Raw genomic sequence first — 19,967 nt, 5'->3', positions numbered from 1 at the left:
TCCCGGCGACCCCGTCCGGTGCCCGGTCCCCGTCCCGGCGGCCTAGGCTGCGCCGGTGCGTCCCCTCCGTGCCCGCAGGCCGGGGGAGGGGCGCCCGCCGGCCGGGCCCCGGGTCCTCATCCCGCTCCTGGTGCTGTCCGCCGCCGTGGCGCAGGGGTTCGGGCGCTTCGGCTACGCGCTGCTGCTGCCCGCGGTGAACGCCGACCTGGTGCACTCCTACGCCGTGGCCGGGCTGCTCGGCACGCTGAACCTCACCGCGTACCTGGCCGGGACGCTGGTGGTCAGCCTCACCGCGGAGCGGCTCGCGCCGGCGACCTCGGTGCGGGCGGGCCTCCTGTGCTCCACGGCGGGGGTGGCGGTGCTCGCGCTGGCGCCGTCGGTGCCGGTGCTCGTGGCGGGCATGGTGCTGGCCGGCTTCGGCGGGGCCCTCATCTGGGTGCCGGCCCCCGGCATCGCGGGGGCCGCGGTGCCCGCCTCCCGCCGCGGCCTGGCCATCGGGATCACCGGCAGCGGCGTCGGGGTGGGCGTGGTGGCGAGCAGCGCGCTGACCGCGCTGGTGCACGCCGTCGCCGGACCCAGCGAGTGGCGCGCGGTGTGGGGCATCGAGGCGGTGCTGGCCGCGCTGGTGGCGCTCGCGGCGCTGCGGTGGCTGCGGCCGCCGCCGACCCCCGTCGCCGGGCGGGTCCGGATCTCGGCGCTGCGCGCGGTGCCGGGCTGGGTCGGCTCGATGCTCTCCTACGGCGGGTACGGCCTGGCGATCGCCGTCTACATGACGTTCCTCGTCACCGCCTACCAGCACGACGCCGGCTTCGCCGCCGGCCACGCCTCGGCGGTGTTCGCGCTGGTCGGCGTGTGCATCGTCGCCGGCGGGGTGCTGGTGGGCCGCTGGTCGGACAGCGTGGGCCGGCGGGCGGCGATGACCTGGACCTACGTCGGCATGACCGGCGCCGTCCTCCTGGTGCCGGTCGGCGCCGAGCCGTGGGCGGTGCTGTCGGCGGTGGTCTTCGGCCTCGCGCTGTCCGGGGCGCCGGCCGTGCTCGCCGCCCACCTCGCCGACAGCCTCGACCCGCGCCGGTTCGCGGCGGCCTTCGGCGCGGTCACCCTCGTCTTCGGGCTGGCCCAGCTGGTCGGCCCGCAGCTGGGCGGCTGGATCGCCGAGCGCACCGGCAGTTTCACGGTGGCGTTCCTGGTCGCCGCCGGCGCGGCGCTCGCCGCCGCCCTCGCGTCGGCCACCCTGCCCCGGCGCGGCGCCGCCCGCGCCGTCCCGGCGGCGCCCGCCGCGGACTGACCCGGGCGCCGGGCCGGGGTCGGCCCACCGTCACCCGGAGACCGCGGCCAGCGCCTGCTGGACGACGTCGGCCACGACGTCCGGTCGCGACACCATGACCACGTGGGACGCCTCGGCCTCGGTCACGGTCGCCCCGGCCCGCTCGGCCATCCGCCGGACGACGTCGGTCCCGGCGGCCTTGTCGCCGGTGGCCACCACGGCCCACGACGGCAGGCTCCGCCAGCCCGGCGTCCCGTTCTTCTCGCTGAAGGCCAGGGCGGAGACCGGGCGCTGCGTCGCCGCCATCACCCGGGCGGTCTCCTCGCTGACGTCGGCGGCGAAGGCGTCGTGGAAGTGCTCCGGGTCGATGGAGAACTCCACCTCGCTGTCCTCGCCGTTGCCCGTCGGGTAGCGCCGGGGGACGAGGACCGAGTTCAGCACGCTGTCCTTCGAGTCGGCCTCGATGTCCTGCAGGACCTCGCCCTCGTCCGGGGCGAACGCGGCGACGTACACCAGCCCGACGACGTTGCCGGCGCGGGGCGCGGCGTTGGTGATGACGGCGCCCCCGTAGGAGTGGCCCACGGCCAGCACCGGTCCGGGGATCTGCGCGAGCGCGCTGGCGACGTACGCCGCGTCGAGGGTGATGCCGCGCAGGGGGTTGGGGACGGCCTCGACGGTCACCCCGGCGGCGAGCAGCCGGGCGACGACGTCGTTCCACCCGGAGCTGTCGGCGAAGGCGCCGTGGACGAGGGCGACGGTGGGGCGGGACGCGGACGGTGCCTCGGTCATGGTGGTCTCCTCCGTGGGGTGCGGACCGGGCGGGGCGCCGTCGTGGCCGGCCGCCCGGGGTGCGCGAGACGCTCGTCGCGGGCCGGGGGGAGCGGCAACGGTCAAGTGACCCGGGAGGGGCCGCCCCGCCCGGCGCACAGGTCCTGCGTCGGGCAGGTGATCCGCCGGCCCGCGGCACGGTCCTCGTCGTCGTCGCGGCGGTCGCAGGTGGCCCCGGCGCGGTAGTCCTCGCACACGGCCTCGACGGTCGCCGGGTCGCGGGCGCAGCGGGCGTAGTCGGCCACCGCCGCCGGCGGGAAGCCGCGGATCGCGCCGCCGAACTCGGCGTCGAACAGGAAGTACTCGGGGTCGGCCGCGATGAGCCGCTCCGGCAGGGGGTGCGGCTGGGCGAGCAGCCCCCCGTGCCAGTAGGCGAGGGCGAAGCGGGCGTCGCCGCGGGCCCAGACCTCCCCGGTCGGGACGACGTCGAGCACGGTCAGGCGGCGCACCGCCGCGGGGGAGTCCAGCGCCATCCGGTAGGCGACCCGGCCGCCCCGGTCGTGCCCGGCGACGTCGAAGCGGTCGAAGCCGAGCAGGCCCATCAGGGCGACGCAGTCGCGGGCCATGGCGCGCTTGCCGGCGTTCCCGTGACCGGGCGTCGCGGGTGGCGCGGTGCTGTCGCCGTAGCCCCGGAGGTCCGGGGCCACCACGGTGGAGTCCTCGGCCAGGTCCCCGGCCACCGGCGCCCACGCCAGGTGGGTCTCCGGGTACCCGTGCAGGAGCAGCAGCGGGGGGCCGGAACCGCCCACGCGGACGCGGAGCGAGACCTCCCCGACGGGGACGTGGGACAGCCGCAGCGGCAGGGCAGCAGGATCGCCGGACCGCGGGCCGGGCGCACGCGTCAGATGACCGGCACGGGGCCGAGGGGGCTGGCCGGGTCGCTGTCCGCGGTGGGAACCTGACCGCCGAGCCCATCCGAGGGGACAACCGATGGACGACGTCCGACCCCGGAGCCGCGCGCCGGGGCCCGACCTGGTCGGCCGGACGGCGGACCTCGACGTCGTCGGGTCCTTCCTCACCCGGCCGGCCGACGCCGGCGGCGCGCTCCTGCTCACCGGCGACCCCGGGGTGGGCAAGAGCGTCCTGCTGCAGGAGGCGTGCCGGACGGCGGCCGCGTCGGGGGTGCGCCTGCTGCGGGCCTCCGGGGTGCAGTTCGAGGCGAAGGTGAGCTTCGCGGGGCTCAACCAGCTGCTGCTGCCGCTGCACGACCGGCTCGGCGGCCTCCCCGCCCTGCACCGGCGCGCGCTGGCCGTGGCCCTCGGCGTGGGCTCCGGGCCCGACGCCGGCCGGCTCGTCGTCTCGGCCGCCGCGCTCGCGCTCCTGCGGGCGGCCGCCGCGGACGGCCCGGTCCTGGTCGCCGTCGACGACCTGCAGTGGCTCGACCACGCCAGCGCCCGGGTGCTCGGGTTCGTCGCCCGCCGCCTCGAGGGCAGCGGCATCGGGTTCCTGGGCGCGGTCCGGACCGATCCCGGGTCGTTCCTCCTGCGCGCCGGCCTGCCCCGGCACGAGGTGCCGCCGCTGGACGCGGCGGCCGCCGCCGACCTGCTGGGGAGCCGGTTCCCCGGGCTGGCCCCGGCGGTGCACCGGCGGGTGGTGTCGGCCGCCCAGGGCAACCCGCTGGCGCTGCTGGAGCTGCCGCTGACGATGACCGAGGGGCAGCGGCGGGCGGCCGAGCCGCTGCCCCGGTCGCTGACGCTGAGCGCGCCGCTGCAGGAGCTGTTCGCCGAGCGGGTCCGCGGGCTGCCGGCGGACACGCGCCGGCTGCTGCTGCTCGCCGCCCTCGACGGGACGGGGGACCTCGGTCCGCTGCGCGCGGCCTCGTCCGGCGACGGCTGGCTCGACGGCCTGGCCCCGGCCGAGCGGGCCGGGGTGGTCCGCGTGGACCCGGACGCCGGGCGGATCGCCTTCCGGCACCCGCTCACCGGCGCCGCGGTCGTGGAGCTGGCGACCAGCGGGGAGCGGCGGCGCGCGCACGCCGTCCTGGCCGGCCTGCTCCCCGAGGACCCCGAACGGCGCGCGTGGCACCTGGCCGAGGCCGTCGTCGGCCCCGACGAGCCGGCCGCGGCGCTGCTGGAGGTCGCCGCGCACCTCGCGGTGCACAAGGGCGACGCCGTCCGCGCCGTCCGCGCGCTGCTGCGCGCCGCGGACCTGAGCCCGCGCGGTGCCGACCGCGCCCGCCGGCTGGCCGAGGCCGCGTACGTCGGTGCCGACGTGGCGGGTCGGCTGCACAGCGTCCCGGACCTGCTGGGCGAGGCGCGGCGGGCGGACCCGGGCACCGAGGGGTCGCTGCACGCCGCGGTGGCCGCCGCCCACCACCTGCTCAACGGTGAGGGCGACGTGGACACCGCGCACCTGGTGCTGGTCCGGGGGATCGACGGTGCCCTCGCGCACGGGCGGAGCGGGGCTCCGGTGGAGGAGGCCCTGCACACGCTGATGGCGGTGTGCCACTTCAGCGGCCGGCCGGAGCCGTGGCGCGCCTTCGAGGGCGCCCTGGACCGGCTCGGCCCCGGCGTCCCCCCGCTGCTCGCGGTGTCGGGCCGGGTCTACGGCGACCCGGCCGGTGCCACGCCGGCCGACCTCGAGCGGCTGGACGCGCTCGTCGCCACGGTCGACGAGGAGGTCGACCCCGTCCGGATCGTGCGGGTGGCGATCGCCGCCTTCTACGTCGACCGGCTCGCCGGCTGCCGGCGGGCGCTCTGGCGGGTGGTGCGGGACGGGCGCGACGGCGGCGCGGCGACCTCCGCCGTCAGCGCGCTGATGATGCTGTGCCACGACGCCTACCGCGAGGGGCGGTGGGACGAGGCCGCCCGCGCGGCGGAGGAGGGCGTCGCCTGGGGCGAACGGCTCGGGTACCGGCTCGTCGCCCTGCCCGGCCTGTACTGCCTGGCCCTGCTCGCGGCCGCCCGCGGGGACGAGGAGGCCACCCGGTCGCTGACCGGCGAGATGGTGGCCTGGGCCGCGCCCCGCGGGGTGACGATGCTCGAGCACTTCGCCGGCCGGGCGCGGGCGCTGGCCGCGCTCGGCCGGGGCGACTACGACGAGGCCCTGCGCCTCGGCGCCGCCATCAGCCCTCCGGGCCGGCTCGCGCGGCACGTCCCCGTCGCCCTGTGGACGGCCCGGGACCTGGTCGAGGCCGCGGCGCGCTCCGGGCACCCCGAGGAGGCCGCGGCGCACGTGGCCGCGGTGCAGCGCACGGCGGTCGTCTCCCGCAGCCCCCGCCTCGCGCTGCTCGCCGCGGGTGCCGCGGCGCTCACCGCCTCCGGGGAGGAGGCCGGTGCCCTCCACCGGGAGGCCCTGGCCCTCCCGGGAGCCGCCCGCTTCCCGTTCGAGCGCGCCCGGGTGCAGCTCTCCCACGGCGAGCACCTGCGCCGGACCCGCGCCGCGCACGCCGCCCGGGTCGAGCTGACCGCGGCCCTGGAGACGTTCGAGCACCTCGGTGCGCGGCCGTGGGCGGCCCGCGCCGCGCAGGAGCTGCACGCCGGTGGGCACGGCGGACGGCCGGTCCGGGACCGCAGCTGGACGACGCTGACCGCGCAGGAGCGCGAGATCGCCTCGCTCGCGGCGTCGGGGCTGTCCAACAAGCAGATCGGGACCCGGCTGCACCTCTCGCCCCGCACGGTGTCCGGTCACCTGTACCGCGTGTTCCCGAAGCTCGGGGTCTCCACCCGGGCGGCGCTCCGCGACGCCCTCGGACCACCACCCGCCGCGGGATCGGGTCGGATGACCCGAGACGAGGGCCGCGCCGCTCCCTAGCCTGTCGGCGCGGGACCCGCCGCACGGGAGGAGGGCGGACGCCGTGGACCCAGGGCGGTACGGCACGGACGGAACCGACCCCGAGGAGGCCACCGGGGTCCTCGAGCCGGAGGACACCCTCGAGCAGCTCGGCGTCCGCGACGTCCTGGACGTGGGCTGGTCCCCGGCCGAGCGGGCCTGGGCGGTCGACGACTGGGGGACGACGGAGCGGGAGGAGGCCACCGGCGAGGGCCTCGACGGGCGGCTGGCCCGCGAGCTCCCCGACCTCCGCTGGACCGACGACGGCGACGGCCTCGGCGACGTGTCGGACACCGACGGGGAGCTGCGCGACGACGAGGTCGGCGACGTCCGGGCCGGCCGGCTCGTCGCGGCCGGCGGGGACGCGGGGGAGGACGTCGAGCCCGAGCTGTACGCCCTCGACGCGGGGATCGACTCGGCGGCGGCCTCCGCGGAGGAGGCCGCCGTGCACGTCGTCGCCACCCGGGAGGACGCCGGCGAGGGCGACCGGCCCGGGTGACGGTCCGGGGTGTGCCCGGGCGGCGTGCGTCAGACGACCCGTGGCGCACCCGGCTCCACGGCGAGGGTGTGCCAGGGCCGGGCGGTCCAGGGCTCCCTGCTGTGGTCCAGGCGCAGCCTCCCCGGCTCGGCCTCGACCAGCTGGCCGAACACCGTCGCGAACACCCGCCCGTCCTCCTCGTGGCGCACGACGAGGGCGCCGGGGTCGTCCCTCGGCGGCGCCTGCCGGACCAGGTCCCGCCACCCCTCGGGAGGGTCGGCCGCCCGGAAGGCGTCGAGGTGGCGCTCGGTCTTGCGGTCCTCGGGCCCCCCGGAGGTCACCATCACGGTGCCCTCCGGGTGCTCGGTCTCCCGCAGCCGCTCGCCGTCGAAGTCCCAGGTGAGGAGCCGGTCGGGCGCGGCCAGGACCAGCAGGAAACCGGCCATCCCCGTGAGGTCGACGTGGTCGCGCCAGCCGGTGCCGTGTGCCACGCCGAGCAGCGGCAGCACGCCTCGGCTGGCCGCGCCGGGGGCCGCCACGCGCTCGCGCGCCCGGTTGAGCACCAGCGCCGTCGTCCCGGTGGCGACGCGGCTCGCGCACCACGTGCCCCCGGCGAGCCGGTCGCGGCCGGCGACGACGTCGGGCTGGTCGGGCCACCAGCGGCCGGGATCGTCGAAGGGGCGGGTGGTGAGCTCGTCGCGCAGGGCGAGGACCCGCACGGGCTGTCCTGTCGACCAGCGGACGACCACGGTGCACACGCGTGCATCCTCCCCGGCACCGCCCGGGCGCGTCGGGGAGTCGTCCGACCGGTGCGCCCGCCCGGCCCGCACCGGAGGATGGGACGGCCGGTGCAGCGAACCGTCGGAGGAGGTCCGGTCATGGTGTCCGGAGCCGCGAGGAGTGCCCCGTCCCCGGCCGACGCGTTCGCCGGGACCCTCGAGCGGACCGAGGTCCAGCGCGCCCCCTCGTCCGTCCCCGGGCGGGAGATCGTCCAGGTGCTCACCCGGATCCCGGTCGGGGTCTCGTCGGGCTGGCACACGCACCCCGGTGAGGAGGTCGGCTACATCCTCGCCGGGACGGTGACGATGGCGATCCGGGGCCGGGAGACGCTGACCCTCCACGCCGGCGACGGGTTCCTGATCCCGCCGGGCACGCCGCACGACGCGCGCGACGTGGGCCCCGGCACCGGGGAGATGCTCTCCACCTACCTCGTGGAGGCCGGGCAGCCCCTGGTGACCCTCCTCGGCTGATCCCGCCCGGGCCCCGCCGGGCGGTGGGTGCCCCTCCCGGCGCGACGGCGGGCGGGCCTGCCCGCGTCCGTGCCCACCGGCGCCCTACCCTGCACGTGGGCCCCCTCGGTTCGAGGAGGCCCCGCACGGGGAATGGTGCACCCGCGGACGCGTTGTCACAGGGGAGTGCCGACCGGGCCGGCAGCGTCGATCCCTGCGGATCCGCGGGCCGGTCCCGCGTCCGGAGCACCACGCACCCCACGCCGGGACGGCCCCGTCCCGCCCGCGGGTGTGCAGCACGCTGCCGCGGCGGTCCTGCCCGGCACCGCAGAGGAGGACTTCGTGGCTCGACCAGGCCGGCGCCAGACGGGCGCCCGCCGCACCACCCCGCGGCGCGACCGGCGGGTGCGCCACGACGGCGACCTCGTCGCGGTGCTCGCCCGGACCGCGCGCGAGGTCGAGGCGGCCGCCGCGCGCGGGCGCGTCACGCCGTCGGTGCGCACCCGGTTCCAGGCCGTCGCCCTGCTGCTGCGCGAGGAGCGGGCCCGCGTCCAGGCGGCGCCCGGCAGCGACGGCTCCCGCGCCGAGCAGCTCAAGCGCCTCGACGGCGTGGCCACGGTCCTGGCGACCACCGCCGTCCGCGACGCCGGGCTGCTCGCGCTGCTCGGCGAGGACGCCGTCGTCACCGACGCCGCCCGGTCGCTGCGGCGGGAGATCCTGCGCGACCTGGGCGTGGAGCCCGCGCCCGAGGAGCCCGCGCCGGCGCCGGCCGAGGCCGTCCCGGCCGGCCCCGACCGGCGGGTGGTGCCGCAGTCGGTGGTCTCCCGGCAGCTGGCCAACCCCTTCCTGGCCCCCGACTTCTCCGCCCTCCCGCAGCGGCCGGCGCGGCCCCGCCGGCTGGCCGGCTGGGAGCTGCTCGGCCCGCTGTTCACCTCCTTCGAGCGGGCCGGCGCCGGCGCCCCGGCCTGCATGGACCTGCCCGTCCCGACGTCCCGCTTCACCCCCGCCGGGCTGGAGCTCATGCCGCACCAGGGACAGGTGGTCGCCGCGGCCGCGGGCGGGCACCGCACCTTCCTGCTCGCCGACGAGCCGGGGCTGGGCAAGACCGCGCAGGCGCTGCTCGCCGCCGAGGCGGCCGGCGCCCACCCGCTGCTGGTCGTCGTGCCCAACGTGGTGAAGACCAACTGGGCGCGGGAGGCGGCCCGCTGGACGCCGCACCGCCGGGCCACCGTGGTGCAGGGCGACGGCGAGACGGTCGACGGGTTCGCCGACGTCGTCGTCGTCAACTACGAGGTGCTCGACCGGCACGTGGGCTGGCTCGGCGACTTCGGGTTCCGCGGGATCGTGGTCGACGAGGCGCACTTCATCAAGAACAAGGGCTCGCAGCGCTCGCGGCACGTCCTCGAGCTGTCCGCGCGGCTGCGGTCCCTCGGCCGCACGCCCCTGCTCATGGCGCTGACCGGCACCCCGCTGATCAACGACGTCGACGACTTCCGGGCGATCTGGCAGTTCCTCGGCTGGATCGACGACGACGCGCCCCTCGGCGAGCTGCTCGACGCGCTCGAGGACACCGGCCTCACGCCCGCCGACCGCGGCTTCTCCGCCGCGGCCCGGCAGTGCGTGATCGACCTCGGCATCGTGCGCCGCCGCAAGGCCGACGTCGCCGCCGACATCCCCGCCCGCCGCATCGCCGACCTCCCCGTCGAGCTCGACGGGCCGGTGGGTCGCTCGATCCGCGCGGCCGAGCGCGACCTCGTGCGCCGGATGGTGGCGCAGTACGAGACGGCGCTGGCGGCCCGGTCGTCCGGCACCGCCGCCGGGGAGGTCGATGCCGAGCTGGTGCGCCGGGTGGCCCGCTCGGAGCTGAAGGACGCGGCCACCGGGACCGGCGAGAACGTGTTCGCCACGATGCGGCGCATCGGCCGGGCGAAGGCCGGGCTGGCCGCGGACTACGCCGCGCAGCTCGCGCGCAGCGCCGGCAAGGTCGTCTTCTTCGCCAAGCACGTCGACGTGATGGACGCCGCCGAGGAGGCCCTCGCCCGGCAGGGCGTGCGGTACGCCTCAATCCGCGGTGACCAGACGCCGCGGGCGCGGCAGGCCAGCGTCGACGCGTTCACCACCGACCCGGAGGTCGCCGTCGCGGTGTGCTCGCTGACCGCGGCCGGTGTCGGCCTGAACCTGCAGGTCGCCTCCAACGTGGTACTGGCCGAGCTGTCCTGGACCGACGCCGAGCAGACCCAGGCCATCGACCGCAGCCACCGCATCGGGCAGACCGAGCCGGTCACCGCCTGGCGGATCATCGCCGCGCAGACGATCGACGCCCGGGTCGCCGAGCTGGTCGACAGCAAGGCCGGGCTCGCCGCCCGGGCGCTCGACGGGTCCGACGAGCCGGCCGGCGCGCCGAACGACGTGCAGGTCGAGGTGCTCGTCGCGCTGCTCACCGACGCGCTGCGCGAGGCGGCCGGGCCCGGGGACCTCGCGGCGGTCTGACCGGAGCACCGGACCTCGCCCGGCGGTGAGCTGCCGTGTATCACCGCCGGCGGCTCCGCCCTCCTCTGCCCGAGCACCGACCCGGGGAGGGACCGTGACCTGCTGCGACCGCCACGACCTGTGCGACGCCGGGCCCGCCGGGCTGCTCGCGGCCGAGGTGTGCCTGTCCGAGCTGTCCGTGGACGTCGCGGGCCGGCTGTCGCGCCCGGAGGGCCAGGAGCACCAGTGTCCGGAGGACGGCTGCCGGACGCTCACCACCGAGCAGGACCTGGAGCTGGAGCTGCGCTCCCACGACTGCGCCTCGGAGGTGGGGCGTCTCCTCGACGGCCGGCTGGGCAGCGTCGACCTGGTGACCGTCTACACCGACGGCGACGGGAACCGCCGGGGCGTGCACACCGCGACGTTCACCTGGCGCTCCCGGGCCGGCGTCGTCCACGGCACGCTGAGCGGGCTGACCAACCAGGGCACGCACCGCGCGCCGGCGTTCGACGCCTGCCAGCGGTGCGGTGACACGGGGGTCATGGAGGGTCGGCTCTGCGGCCGGCTCGTGCGGGCCGGCGAACCGCGCCTGGCCGGTGCCGAGGTGGTCGCGGCCTACCGCCTGCGGTTCGACGCGTCGAGTGCCGGGGCGGTGGGCGGGGTGCGGGGGACGCTCGAGGGGCTGGTCGTGCGCGCCTGCGCGCCGGCGGCCTGAGCGCCGTCGGCACGAACACCCGCCGGAGGTCGGAGCCCGGGGCGACGTCCCGCACCGGCAGGCCGGCGGCGCGGGCCCCCCGTCGCCGTCGTCCGCTCAGCCGACCACCCAGGTGTCCTTCCCGCCGCCGCCCTGCGAGGCGTTGACCACCAGGTCGCCCTCGGCCAGCGACACCCGGGTGAACCCGCCCGGCAGCACGGTCGTCCCGTCGTCGGCGCAGAAGGCGTAGGGCCGGTAGTCCACGTGCCGCGGCACGAGCGCGCCGTCGACCACGGTGGGGTGCGTCGAGAGCGCCACCGGCTCCTGGGCGATCCACTCCCCGGGGGCGGCCAGCACGGCGGCGCGGGCGCGCTCGAGCTGCCCGGTGTCCGCCCGCGGCCCGATGAGGACCCCGTGGCCGCCGGAGCCGGACCGCGGCTTGAGCACCAGCTCCGGCAGCCGGTCGAGCGCGGCGCGGCACTGCGCGGGGTCACCGAGGTCGTAGGCCGGCTGGGAGCGCAACCGCGGCTCCTCGCCGAGGAAGAAGCGGACCAGGTCCTCCACGTAGGGGAAGGTGCGCTTGTCGTCGGCGACGCCGGTGCCGAAGGCGTTGACGACGGTGACCGTGCCGGCGCGCAGCGGCGCCAGCAGCAGCTCGCCCAGCTCGTTCGGGCGGCCGTCGTCACCGGTCAGCCGTTCCTCGCTGGTGCGCCGCCACAGCAGGTCCACCCGGCGCCCGTCGGGCAGCAGCAGGTCGTCCCCGCGCGCGGTGAGCTGCTCCGGCAGCACGACCGGCGCGCCGACCACCTCCCCGAGCCGGTCGATCTCCCAGGCCACCGCGCTGCGCGGCCCGTCGCCGAGCACCGCCACGACCGGGTCGGGGAGGTCGGTGGCGTCGGCGAGCATGCGCCGCGCCGCGTCCCGGGTGGCCTCGTGCACCGGCGCCGGTGACGGCTGCACGCCGAGCCGCGGGGCCACGAGGTCGCGGGCGGCCAGGGCGTAGGCCAGCAGCGTGGGGGTGCGCACGTTGTCCTCCAGGACGACGAGCCGCCCGTCGGCGCCGCGCACGAGGTCGGGCCCGGCCATGCCGATCCAGCGCCTCGGCGCGGGCAGCCCCGGGGTGAGGTGGCGGTTGCTGTCGAGCACCTCGGCCGGGAGCACGCCGGCGCGGACCGCCTCGCGCCGACCGTGCGCGTCGGCGACGAAGGCCTCCAGCGCCCGCAGCCGCTGGTCCAGCCCGGCGGCGACCTCCGCCCACTCCGCCCGCTCCAGCACCCGGGGCACCGGGTCGACCGTGAACGGGTGCGCCTCGCCCGCGGGACCGTGCTCCAGGCCGAGGTCCGCGACGTCGCGGGCCACGTCCGCGGCCAGCCGGGCCGGGCCGTACGCGCGGACGGCGGCCAGCGCCGCGGCCGCGTGCGGCCGGTCGCCGCCGTCGGGCAGCAGCGCCTCGTCCAGGCTCTCCCCGGCGCTCACGCGGCGGCCGCCGCGCGCCGGGCCGCCGCGCGCTCCGCGGCGGCCAGGGCGGCGCGGGCCACCCACCGCCCCTGCTCGGGGTCGGTGACGTCGAAGCCGAAGGGCGCGTTGGCCTCCAGCGCCACCAGCCGGCCGTCCTGCCCGACGAGCACGTCGACCCCCATCAGCCCGCCACCGAGCGCGGCGACGCTGCGCTGGGCCAGCTGCGCCAGGTCCGGCGGCGCCTCGTACACCCGCGGGTAGACCGTGCCGTGGGTGACCAGCGCCCCCTCCTCCCGGGACTTCTCGTAGACCAGGGAGGTGCTGGTGGGCGTGGCGAACACGCGCGCGCACGCCGGCTCGGCGATCCACTCCTGCAGCAGCGAGGTGCCGCGCCGGTGGCCGCCGGCCGCCTCGTCGGCCCGCCAGGACTCCTCGACCCGGCGGGCGGCGTCCAGGTCGCCGACCAGCTCGACGTAGCGGGCGCCGTCGCCGAGCGAGGGCTTGAGCACCATCCGCCGGCCGGGCAGCGGCCACTCCGCGAGCCGGGCGAGGTCCCACGCGGCCGGCTGCGGCACGCCGGCGGCCGCCCACACGGCGTGGGTCACCAGCTTGTCGGCGGAGGCGACCAGCGAGGTGACGGGGTTGAGCAGGGGCACGCCGGACGCCTCGAGCAGGGTGGCCAGGGCGAAGGTCGGCGCGTAGGCCACCACCTCCTCGACCAGCACGTGCGCGATCGCCAGGTCGTAGTGCCCCGGGGGCGGGCCGCTGACCGGCCAGTCGGCCGGCACCCGGGCCAGCCGCTCGACGTCGGCGCCCTGCTCCTCCAGCGCCCGCACCCAGGCGGCCGCGTAGCCGGCGTCCTCGTACCAGTCCTCGTCGGTGATCACCAGCAGCACGCGCACGGCGCAGCAGTGCCCGGACGCAACACGCGTGACACCCACGGCGCCGCCGATCGCCCTACCGTGCGGGCGCATGACGCAGGTCCTCCCCGAGCGGACCGGGCGCTCGGCCGCCGCGCGGCGGCGGCGCTACACCGCCGAGCTGGCCGGGGCCCTGCCGCCGAGCGCGCCCTTCGCGGCGTGGCTGGCCGCCGGCGGGGAGCCGGCGCCGGACTTCGCCCGCCTGCCGGCGCGCACCGGCCTGTGGTCGCCGGTCGAGGGCCTCCCCGCCGGACCCGCCGGCCCCGGCGCGTGGCCGGCGCGCCGTGCGGTGCTGCGCGCCCGCTGGCGGCGCTGGCTGACCGGGGACCTGCCGCCCGCCCCGCGCCGCACGGCCGTGCAGGTGCGGCAGGTGCGGACCGACGGCGGCGTCGAGGCGCGGGACCTCGTCGTCGGCGACGGCTGGTCGGTGCGCGCGCGGCTGCTGCTGCCGGTGCCCGCGGCCGGCGTGCGCCGCGACGTGCCCGTCTACCTCCTGCAGTCCAGCCACGGGGCCTGGGCGGAGGCGGCGCTGGCCCGCGGCTGGGGCGCCTGCCTCGTGTCGGCCGCGGACGGCGACGACGACACCGAGGCCGCCGAGCGGGCGCACCCCTCCGTCGTCGCCGGCCGGCTGGCCTGGCGGGCCTGGGCGCTGTCCCGGGTCCTCGACGCCCTGGCCGGCCAGCCCGGGGTGGACGCCCGCCGGGTGCTGGTCGGCGGGCACAGCCGCAACGGCAAGACCGCGCTGCTGGCCGCCGCCTTCGACGACCGCTTCGCCGGCGTCGTGTCCAGCTCCAGCGGCGTGCTCGGCGCCATCCCCGCCCGGCTGTGCACCGACCGGCACTTCGGCGAGGGGGTGGAGCTGCTCACCCGGCACTACCCCGGCTGGTACCACCCGCGGCTGCGCTGGTTCGCCGGGCGGGAGCACCGGCTGCCCACCGACGCCCACGAGCTGCTCGCGCTGGCCGCGCCCCGGCCGGTGCTGGTGTCGGTGGCCGTCGAGGACCCGGTCGAGCGCGTCCCGGCCGCCCGCGCCGCGGTCGACGCCGCGCGCGACGCCTTCGCCCTGCTCGGCCGGCCCGACGCGCTGGAGCTGGCGCTGCGGCCCGGCGGCCACCGGGCCGACGGGTCCGCGGTGGCCGCGCAGCTGGACTGGGCGCAGTCGGTGCTCGGCGGCCCGCCCCGCCGCCGCGGGCCCGTGCGGGGGGCGCCGGCGCCGGTCCCGTGGCCGGCCGACCGCGTGCGGCCGGGCCCGGCGCCGGTCCGCGGTGCGCAGCTGCGCGCCGCCGTCCGCGCCGCGCTGGGTGGCAGCGACGGCGGTCCGCCGGTGGCGGGGGAGGGCCTGCGGACGCCGGACGGCGTGGCGGTCACCCTGCTGCGGCCGCCGGGCGGTGGCGACGGCCGCGGGCTGGTGCTCTGGCTCGGCCCGCCGTGCGCCGCGACCGGTTGGCGGGCGGGCTACGAGCAGGCCGAGCCGCTGCCGGCGCTGCTGGCCGCGGCCGGCTGGGCGGTCGCCTGCCACGACGCGGTCGGCAGCGGCACCCGGCACGGCGAGCGCCCGGGTCCCGGCTCCTCACCGCTGGGCCGGATGACCGCCGACGCGGCCGCGGTGGCCGCCGTCGCGGTGGCCGCCACCGGGCACGAGCGGGCCTGGGTGGCCGCCTACGGCACCGGCGCGCTGGTGGCGCTGCACGTGTCCGCCCTCGGGCAGGTGCCGCTGGCCGGCGCGGTCCTCGCCGCCCCCACCTGCGGCGAGCCGCTGCTGCGGGCCCGGCCGGACTACACGCTGGCCGACCTGCTCGCCGCGACGGCCGGCCGCCCCGCGCTGGTGCTCGACCCGGCGTGGGACCCCGAGGCGCCGCCCGGCGCGGTGGCCGCCGCCTGCCGGGCGGCCGGCGTGCCGCGCGTGCCGCTGGCCGACTGGCACCGGCTCTCCGGCGCCACCCGGACGGCGATGGTCGCCTGGCTGGCGGAGCACGGTCCCCCGGGCACCGGGTGACGGCAGGGGGCGGGTGGTCGCAGACTCGGGGGAGCGCCCGCCATCCCCCGAGCCCGAGGAGCGTCATGACCACCTCGATCGAGCAGCCGCCCACCGGTGCGCCGGACGCGACGGCCGCCCGCGCCGCGGACCACCTCTGGATGCACTTCGCCCGCCAGGGCCGCCACCCGGAGACGCCGGTCCCGGTGGTCACCCGCGGGGAGGGCGCCTACCTCTGGGACAACCGGGGGCGCCGGGTCCTCGACGGCCTGTCCGGGCTCTTCGTCGTCCAGGTGGGGCACGGGCGCCGCGAGCTGGCCGAGGCGGCCGCGAAGCAGGCCGCCGAGCTGGCGTACTTCCCGGTGTGGGGCTACACGACCCCGGTGCAGGCCGAGCTGGCCGAGCGGGTCGCCGACCTGGCACCCGGCGACCTGAACCGCGTCTTCTTCACCACCGGCGGGGGAGAGGCCGTGGAGTCGGCGTGGAAGGCCGCCAAGCAGTACTTCAAGCTCGTCGGCAAGCCGCAGAAGCACAAGGTGATCAGCCGGGCGGTGGCCTACCACGGCACCCCGCACGGCGCGCTGGCCATCACCGGCCTGCCCGCCATGAAGAAGGACTTCGAGCCGCTGACCCCGGGCGGGTTCCGGGTGCCCAACACCAACCTCTACCGGCACCCGGAGTTCGCCGACGACCCCAAGGCCTTCGGCCGCTGGGCCGCCGACCGGATCGAGGAGGCCATCCTCTTCGAGGGCGCCGACACGGTCGCGGCGGTGTTCCTCGAGCCCGTGCAGAACTCCGGCGGCTGCTTCACGCCGCCGCCGGGCTACTTCGACCGGGTCCGCGAGATCTGCGACCAGTACGACGTCCTGCTCGTCTCCGACGAGGTGATCTGCGCCTTCGGCCGGCACGGGACGACGTTCGCCTGCGAGAAGTTCGGCTACACGCCCGACCTGATCACCTGCGCGAAGGGCATGAGCTCCGGCTACGGCCCGATCGGCGCGATGATCGCCTCGGAGAAGGTGGTCGAGCCGTTCCTGCGCCCCGGCGTGGCCTTCCCGCACGGCTACACCTTCGGCGGCCACCCCGTCTCCGCCGCGGTGTCCCTGGCCAACCTCGACCTCATGGAGCGCGAGGGGCTCAACCAACGGGTGCTCGACCACGAGGAGGCGCTCGGCGCGACGCTGCGCCGGCTGCTGGACCTGCCGATCGTCGGCGACGTCCGCGGCGACGGGTACTTCTGGGCCATCGAGCTGGTGAAGGACAAGGCCACCCGGGAGACCTTCGACGCCGCGGAGCGCGACCGGCTGGTCCGCGGCTTCCTGCCCGGCGCGCTCTTCGACAACGGCCTGTACTGCCGCCCCGACGACCGCGGGGACGTCGTCGTGCAGGTCGCGCCGCCGCTGATCTGCGGGCAGGCGGAGTTCGACGAGATGGAGCAGGTGCTGCGGCACACGCTGACCGAGGCCCAGCAGCTGGTCTGACGCCCGCCCGTCGCCGGTCCGTCGCCGTGGCGGCCGGTCGTCTGCTTGGCTGGGCCGGTTCCCGCCCCCGACGCCCGAGGGACGCCGATGTCGATCCTGTCCACGCTGGCCGAGGCCCTGAGCACCGGCCGCATCGAGGTCGTCGACCTCACCGCACCGCTGTCGGCGGACACGCCGGTCATCCAGCTGCCGCCGCCGTTCGCCCAGACCGCGCGGTTCGAGCTCGAGGAGCTCAGCCGCTACGACGACCGCGGCCCGGCCTGGTACTGGAACAACTTCCGGACCGGTGAGCACACCGGCACGCACTTCGACGCGCCCAACCACTGGGTCACCGGGCGGGACGGCGACGACGTGGCGTCGGTGCCGGCGCGGCGGCTGCTCGCCCCGGCCGCGGTGCTCGACTTCTCCGCGCAGGCCGCCGCCGACCCCGACTTCCTGCTGGAGGTCGAGCACGTGCGGCAGTGGGAGGAGCAGCACGGCCCGCTGCCCGAGGGCGGGTGGCTGCTCTACCGCACCGGCTGGGACGCCCGCTCGGCCTCCCAGCAGGACTTCCTCAACGCCGACGACACGGGGCCGCACACCCCCGGCGTCTCCCCGGCGTGCGCGCGGTGGATCGCCGAGGAGTCACCGGTCCTCGGCCTGGGCGTGGAGACGGTGGGCACCGACGCCGGCGCGGCGCACTCCTTCGACCCGCCCTTCCCGTGCCACGCGGCGCTCATGGGCAGCGGGCGGTACGGGCTGACCCAGCTGCAGAACCTGGCCGCGCTCCCGCCCACCGGCGCGCTGGTCCTCGCCGCCCCGCTGCCGATCGTCTCCGGCTCCGGGTCCCCGGCGCGGGTGCTGGCGCTGGTCGAGCGCGGGTGAGCGCGGCCGGCGGCACCGTCGCCGAGGCCGTCGGCGCCGCCCTGGTGCGGTGCGGGATCAGGGCCGTGTTCGGCGTCGTGGGCTCGGGCAACTTCGCGGTGACCAACGCGATGGTCGCCGCCGGCGCCCGCTACACCGCCGCCCGGCACGAGGCCGGCGCCGCCACCATGGCCGACGCCCACGCCCGGACCAGCGGGACGGTGACCGCGGTGAGCCTGCACCAGGGCTGCGGGCTCACCAACGCGCTGACCGGGATCACCGAGGCGGCCAAGAGCCGCACGCCGCTGGTCGTCGTCGTCGCCGAGGCGACGTCGCCGCGGTCGAACTTCGCCGTCGACCAGGCAGCGCTCGCCGAGGCGGTCGGGGCGGTGCCGGTGCGGGTCACCGCGGCCGACGGCGCCGTCGCGCAGGCCGCCGCGGCCGTCGCCACCGCCCGCGGCGAGCGGCGGGTCGTCGTCCTCAACCTGCCGCTGGACGTGCAGGCCCTCCCGGCCCCCGCCGGGGAGCCGCCGGCCACCCCGGCCGCCGAGCCGCCCCCGCCCGACCCGGCCGCGGTGCAGCGGCTGGCCGGGGCGCTGCGGGCCGCGCGCCGCCCGGTGTTCGTGGCCGGCCGCGGGTCCCGGGGGCCGGGGTGCCGCGCCGCGCTGGAGGAGCTGGCCGAGCGCTGCGGCGCCCTGCTGGCCACCTCGGCGGTCGCCCGGGGCCTGTTCCGGGGCAGCCCCTGGGACCTCGGCGTGTCCGGCGGCTTCGCCACCCCGCTGGCCGCGGAGCTGGTCTCCGGGGCCGACCTCGTCGTCGGCTGGGGCTGCGCCCTCAACATGTGGACCACGCGGCACGGGCGGCTGCTCGCCGACGACGCCGTCGTCGTCCAGGTCGACCTGGACGGCGACGCGATCGGTGCCCACCGCGACGTCGCCCTCGGTGTCGTGGGCGACGTCCGGGCGGTCGCCGGGGCGGTGGCCGCCCACCTCGGCGAGCCGGCGACCGGGTACCGCACACCGGAGGTGCGCGACGGGATCGCCCGGCGCGGCCGGTGGCGCGACGAGCCGTACGAGGAGGCGCAGGAGGAGGGCCGGGTCGACCCGCGGACGCTGACCACCGCGCTGGACGACGTGCTGCCGGCCGAGCGCGTGGTCGCCGTCGACTCCGGCAACTTCATGGGCCACCCGAGCGTGTTCCTCGACGTCCCCGACGAGTCCGGGTTCTGCTTCACCCAGGCGTTCCAGTCGGTGGGGCTGGGCCTGGCGACGGCGATCGGCGCGGCGCTGGCCCGGCCCGACCGGCTGCCGGTCGCCGCGCTCGGCGACGGGGGCGCGCTGATGGGCGCCGCCGAGCTGGAGACGGTCGTCCGGCTGGGCCTGCCCATGGTGGTCGTGGTCTACGACGACGCGGCGTACGGCGCCGAGGTGCACCACTTCGGCCCGGACGGGCACGTGCTGGACACCGTCCGCTTCCCCGAGACGGACTTCGCCGCCATCGGCCGCGGCTACGGCTTCGAGGCCGTCACCGTGCGCAGCGCCGCGGACGTCGCCGCCGTGGCGTCCTGGGTCGCCGGCCCGCGCCGCGCTCCGCTGCTCGTCGACGCCAAGGTGGCGCGCGGGCGGCCGTCGTGGTGGCTGGAGGAGGCCTTCCGCGGCCACTGAGCCCGCGCGGTGCTCAGCTGCCGATGTGCGTCCGCACCGTGTAGAGCTCCGGGAAGAAGCTGAGGTCGAGCGCCCGGCGGAGGAAGCCGACACCCGAGCTCCCGCCGGTGCCGGGCTTGAAGCCGATGGTCCGCTGCACGGTCCGCAGGTGGCGGAAGCGCCACAGCTGGACGGCGTCCTCGAGGTCGACGAGGTCCTCGCAGGTCGCGTACTCCGCCCAGTGCGTCGTGGTGTCCTCGTAGATCGCCTTGTACACCGGGACCAGCGCCGCCTCCTCCACCCAGGGCCGGCGGACGTCGCGGTGCAGCACGTGCTGTGGGACGGGGTGGCCGGCCCGCGCCAGGTGGCGCAGGAAGGCGTCGTAGACCGTCGGCGCCGCCAGCTCGGCGGCCAGCAGCTCGTGCGCGTGCGGCCGGGACTCGAACACCCTCAGGACGCGCTCGTTCTTGTTGCCGAGGACGAACTCGACGGCGCGGTACTGGTGGGACTGGAAGCCCGACGCGTTGCCCAGGACGCCGCGGAACTCGGTGTACTCGCTGGGGGTCAGGGTCGCCAGCACCGACCACTGGTCGGTGATCGTGTGGAAGACGTGCTTGACCCGGGCCAGGCCCTTGCGGGCGCGGCGGACGTCGTCGGCGTCCAGGTAGGAGCGGACGGCTCGCAGCTCGTGCAGCGCGAGCTTCAGCCACAGCTCGGTGGTCTGGTGCTGGATGATGAACAGCGGCTCGTCGTGGTGGTCGCTGATCGGGTGCTGCGCCGACAGCAGCACGTCGAGGTCCAGGTAGCTGCCGTAGTCCATCCGGTCGCGGAAGTCGGTCGCCATCCCCTCCTCGATGGCGCGGACGCCGTCCTCGATCGCCATGGCCCCTCCCTCTCCTCGTGCCGGCGGC

16 protein-coding genes are annotated in these 19,967 nt (G+C 77.9%); 10 read left to right on the top strand and 6 right to left on the bottom strand.

Annotation, left to right across the window (positions count from 1 at the left end; translation table 11 throughout):
* The first annotated feature begins 130 nt into the window (after positions 1-130).
* Positions 131-1,288, top strand: a complete 1,158-nt coding sequence (locus BLQ97_RS19480; RefSeq protein ID WP_175471825.1) for an MFS transporter — start codon at positions 131-133, stop codon at positions 1,286-1,288.
* Positions 1,289-1,318: 30 nt separating this feature from the next.
* Here the strand turns inward: BLQ97_RS19480 and BLQ97_RS19475 are convergent, their stop codons facing one another.
* Complete coding sequence (locus BLQ97_RS19475) at positions 1,319-2,056, bottom strand: alpha/beta fold hydrolase (RefSeq protein ID WP_091367813.1); 738 nt, start codon at positions 2,054-2,056, stop codon at positions 1,319-1,321.
* A gap of 101 nt (positions 2,057-2,157) precedes the next feature.
* Positions 2,158-2,844 carry an alpha/beta fold hydrolase gene (locus BLQ97_RS19470; RefSeq protein ID WP_245692476.1) on the bottom strand — a complete coding sequence of 229 codons (687 nt, stop codon included), beginning with the start codon at positions 2,842-2,844 and terminating at the stop codon, positions 2,158-2,160.
* Between the two features lie 181 nt (positions 2,845-3,025).
* Between BLQ97_RS19470 and BLQ97_RS19465 the strand changes: the two genes are divergently transcribed.
* The gene (locus BLQ97_RS19465) at positions 3,026-5,848 is read left to right on the top strand and encodes a helix-turn-helix transcriptional regulator (protein WP_091367811.1); all 2,823 of its coding nucleotides are present in this window, start codon (positions 3,026-3,028) and stop codon (positions 5,846-5,848) included.
* Between the two features lie 43 nt (positions 5,849-5,891).
* A complete protein-coding gene (locus BLQ97_RS19460; protein ID WP_091367810.1) occupies positions 5,892-6,365 on the top strand; it encodes a DUF5709 domain-containing protein in 474 nt (157 codons plus the stop codon).
* 29 nt (positions 6,366-6,394) lie between these two features.
* On the opposite strand, the gene BLQ97_RS19455 is transcribed toward BLQ97_RS19460, so the two are convergent.
* A complete protein-coding gene (locus BLQ97_RS19455) occupies positions 6,395-7,102 on the bottom strand; it encodes an NRDE family protein (RefSeq protein ID WP_245692474.1) in 708 nt (235 codons plus the stop codon).
* 120 nt (positions 7,103-7,222) lie between these two features.
* Between BLQ97_RS19455 and BLQ97_RS19450 the strand changes: the two genes are divergently transcribed.
* The 3 genes from BLQ97_RS19450 (at position 7,223) to BLQ97_RS19440 (ending at position 10,757) form a co-directional block, all read left to right on the top strand.
* On the top strand, positions 7,223-7,594 hold the full coding sequence (locus BLQ97_RS19450) for a cupin domain-containing protein (protein ID WP_091367806.1): 372 nt from the start codon (positions 7,223-7,225) through the stop codon (positions 7,592-7,594).
* 321 nt (positions 7,595-7,915) lie between these two features.
* Positions 7,916-10,063, top strand: a complete 2,148-nt coding sequence (locus BLQ97_RS19445) for a DEAD/DEAH box helicase (protein ID WP_091367997.1) — start codon at positions 7,916-7,918, stop codon at positions 10,061-10,063.
* A 94-nt stretch (positions 10,064-10,157) separates the two neighbouring features.
* Complete coding sequence (locus tag BLQ97_RS19440) at positions 10,158-10,757, top strand: hypothetical protein (protein ID WP_091367804.1); 600 nt, start codon at positions 10,158-10,160, stop codon at positions 10,755-10,757.
* A gap of 96 nt (positions 10,758-10,853) precedes the next feature.
* On the opposite strand, the gene BLQ97_RS19435 is transcribed toward BLQ97_RS19440, so the two are convergent.
* Both BLQ97_RS19435 and BLQ97_RS19430 read right to left on the bottom strand, forming a co-directional pair.
* On the bottom strand, positions 10,854-12,212 hold the full coding sequence (locus BLQ97_RS19435; RefSeq protein WP_139173760.1) for a circularly permuted type 2 ATP-grasp protein: 1,359 nt from the start codon (positions 12,210-12,212) through the stop codon (positions 10,854-10,856).
* Positions 12,209-13,096 carry an ATP-grasp domain-containing protein gene (locus BLQ97_RS19430; RefSeq protein WP_139173759.1) on the bottom strand — a complete coding sequence of 296 codons (888 nt, stop codon included), beginning with the start codon at positions 13,094-13,096 and terminating at the stop codon, positions 12,209-12,211. Before BLQ97_RS19430 ends, BLQ97_RS19435 begins: the two co-directional genes overlap by 4 nt.
* Positions 13,097-13,166: 70 nt before the next feature.
* On the opposite strand from BLQ97_RS19430, the gene BLQ97_RS19425 reads away from it, so the two are divergent.
* From BLQ97_RS19425 to BLQ97_RS19410, 4 genes are all read left to right on the top strand, one after another.
* Positions 13,167-15,110 carry a glucuronyl esterase domain-containing protein gene (locus BLQ97_RS19425; protein WP_091367797.1) on the top strand — a complete coding sequence of 648 codons (1,944 nt, stop codon included), beginning with the start codon at positions 13,167-13,169 and terminating at the stop codon, positions 15,108-15,110.
* 65 nt (positions 15,111-15,175) lie between these two features.
* Complete coding sequence (locus BLQ97_RS19420; protein ID WP_091367795.1) at positions 15,176-16,570, top strand: aspartate aminotransferase family protein; 1,395 nt, start codon at positions 15,176-15,178, stop codon at positions 16,568-16,570.
* Between the two features lie 87 nt (positions 16,571-16,657).
* Positions 16,658-17,434, top strand: coding sequence for a cyclase family protein (locus tag BLQ97_RS19415; RefSeq protein ID WP_091367794.1), 777 nt, complete (start codon positions 16,658-16,660; stop codon positions 17,432-17,434).
* A complete protein-coding gene (locus BLQ97_RS19410) occupies positions 17,431-19,077 on the top strand; it encodes a thiamine pyrophosphate-binding protein (RefSeq protein ID WP_091367792.1) in 1,647 nt (548 codons plus the stop codon). Before BLQ97_RS19415 ends, BLQ97_RS19410 begins: the two co-directional genes overlap by 4 nt.
* Positions 19,078-19,090: 13 nt before the next feature.
* On the opposite strand, the gene BLQ97_RS19405 is transcribed toward BLQ97_RS19410, so the two are convergent.
* Positions 19,091-19,939, bottom strand: coding sequence for a tryptophan 2,3-dioxygenase (locus BLQ97_RS19405; RefSeq protein ID WP_091367791.1), 849 nt, complete (start codon positions 19,937-19,939; stop codon positions 19,091-19,093).
* Positions 19,940-19,967: the final 28 nt, after the last annotated feature.

Source organism: Geodermatophilus telluris, from assembly GCF_900102745.1.
Lineage (GTDB): Bacteria > Actinomycetota > Actinomycetes > Mycobacteriales > Geodermatophilaceae > Geodermatophilus > Geodermatophilus telluris.
The sequence above is the reverse complement of the archived record's forward strand: the minus strand, read 5'-3'. Positions and strand labels throughout refer to the sequence as shown.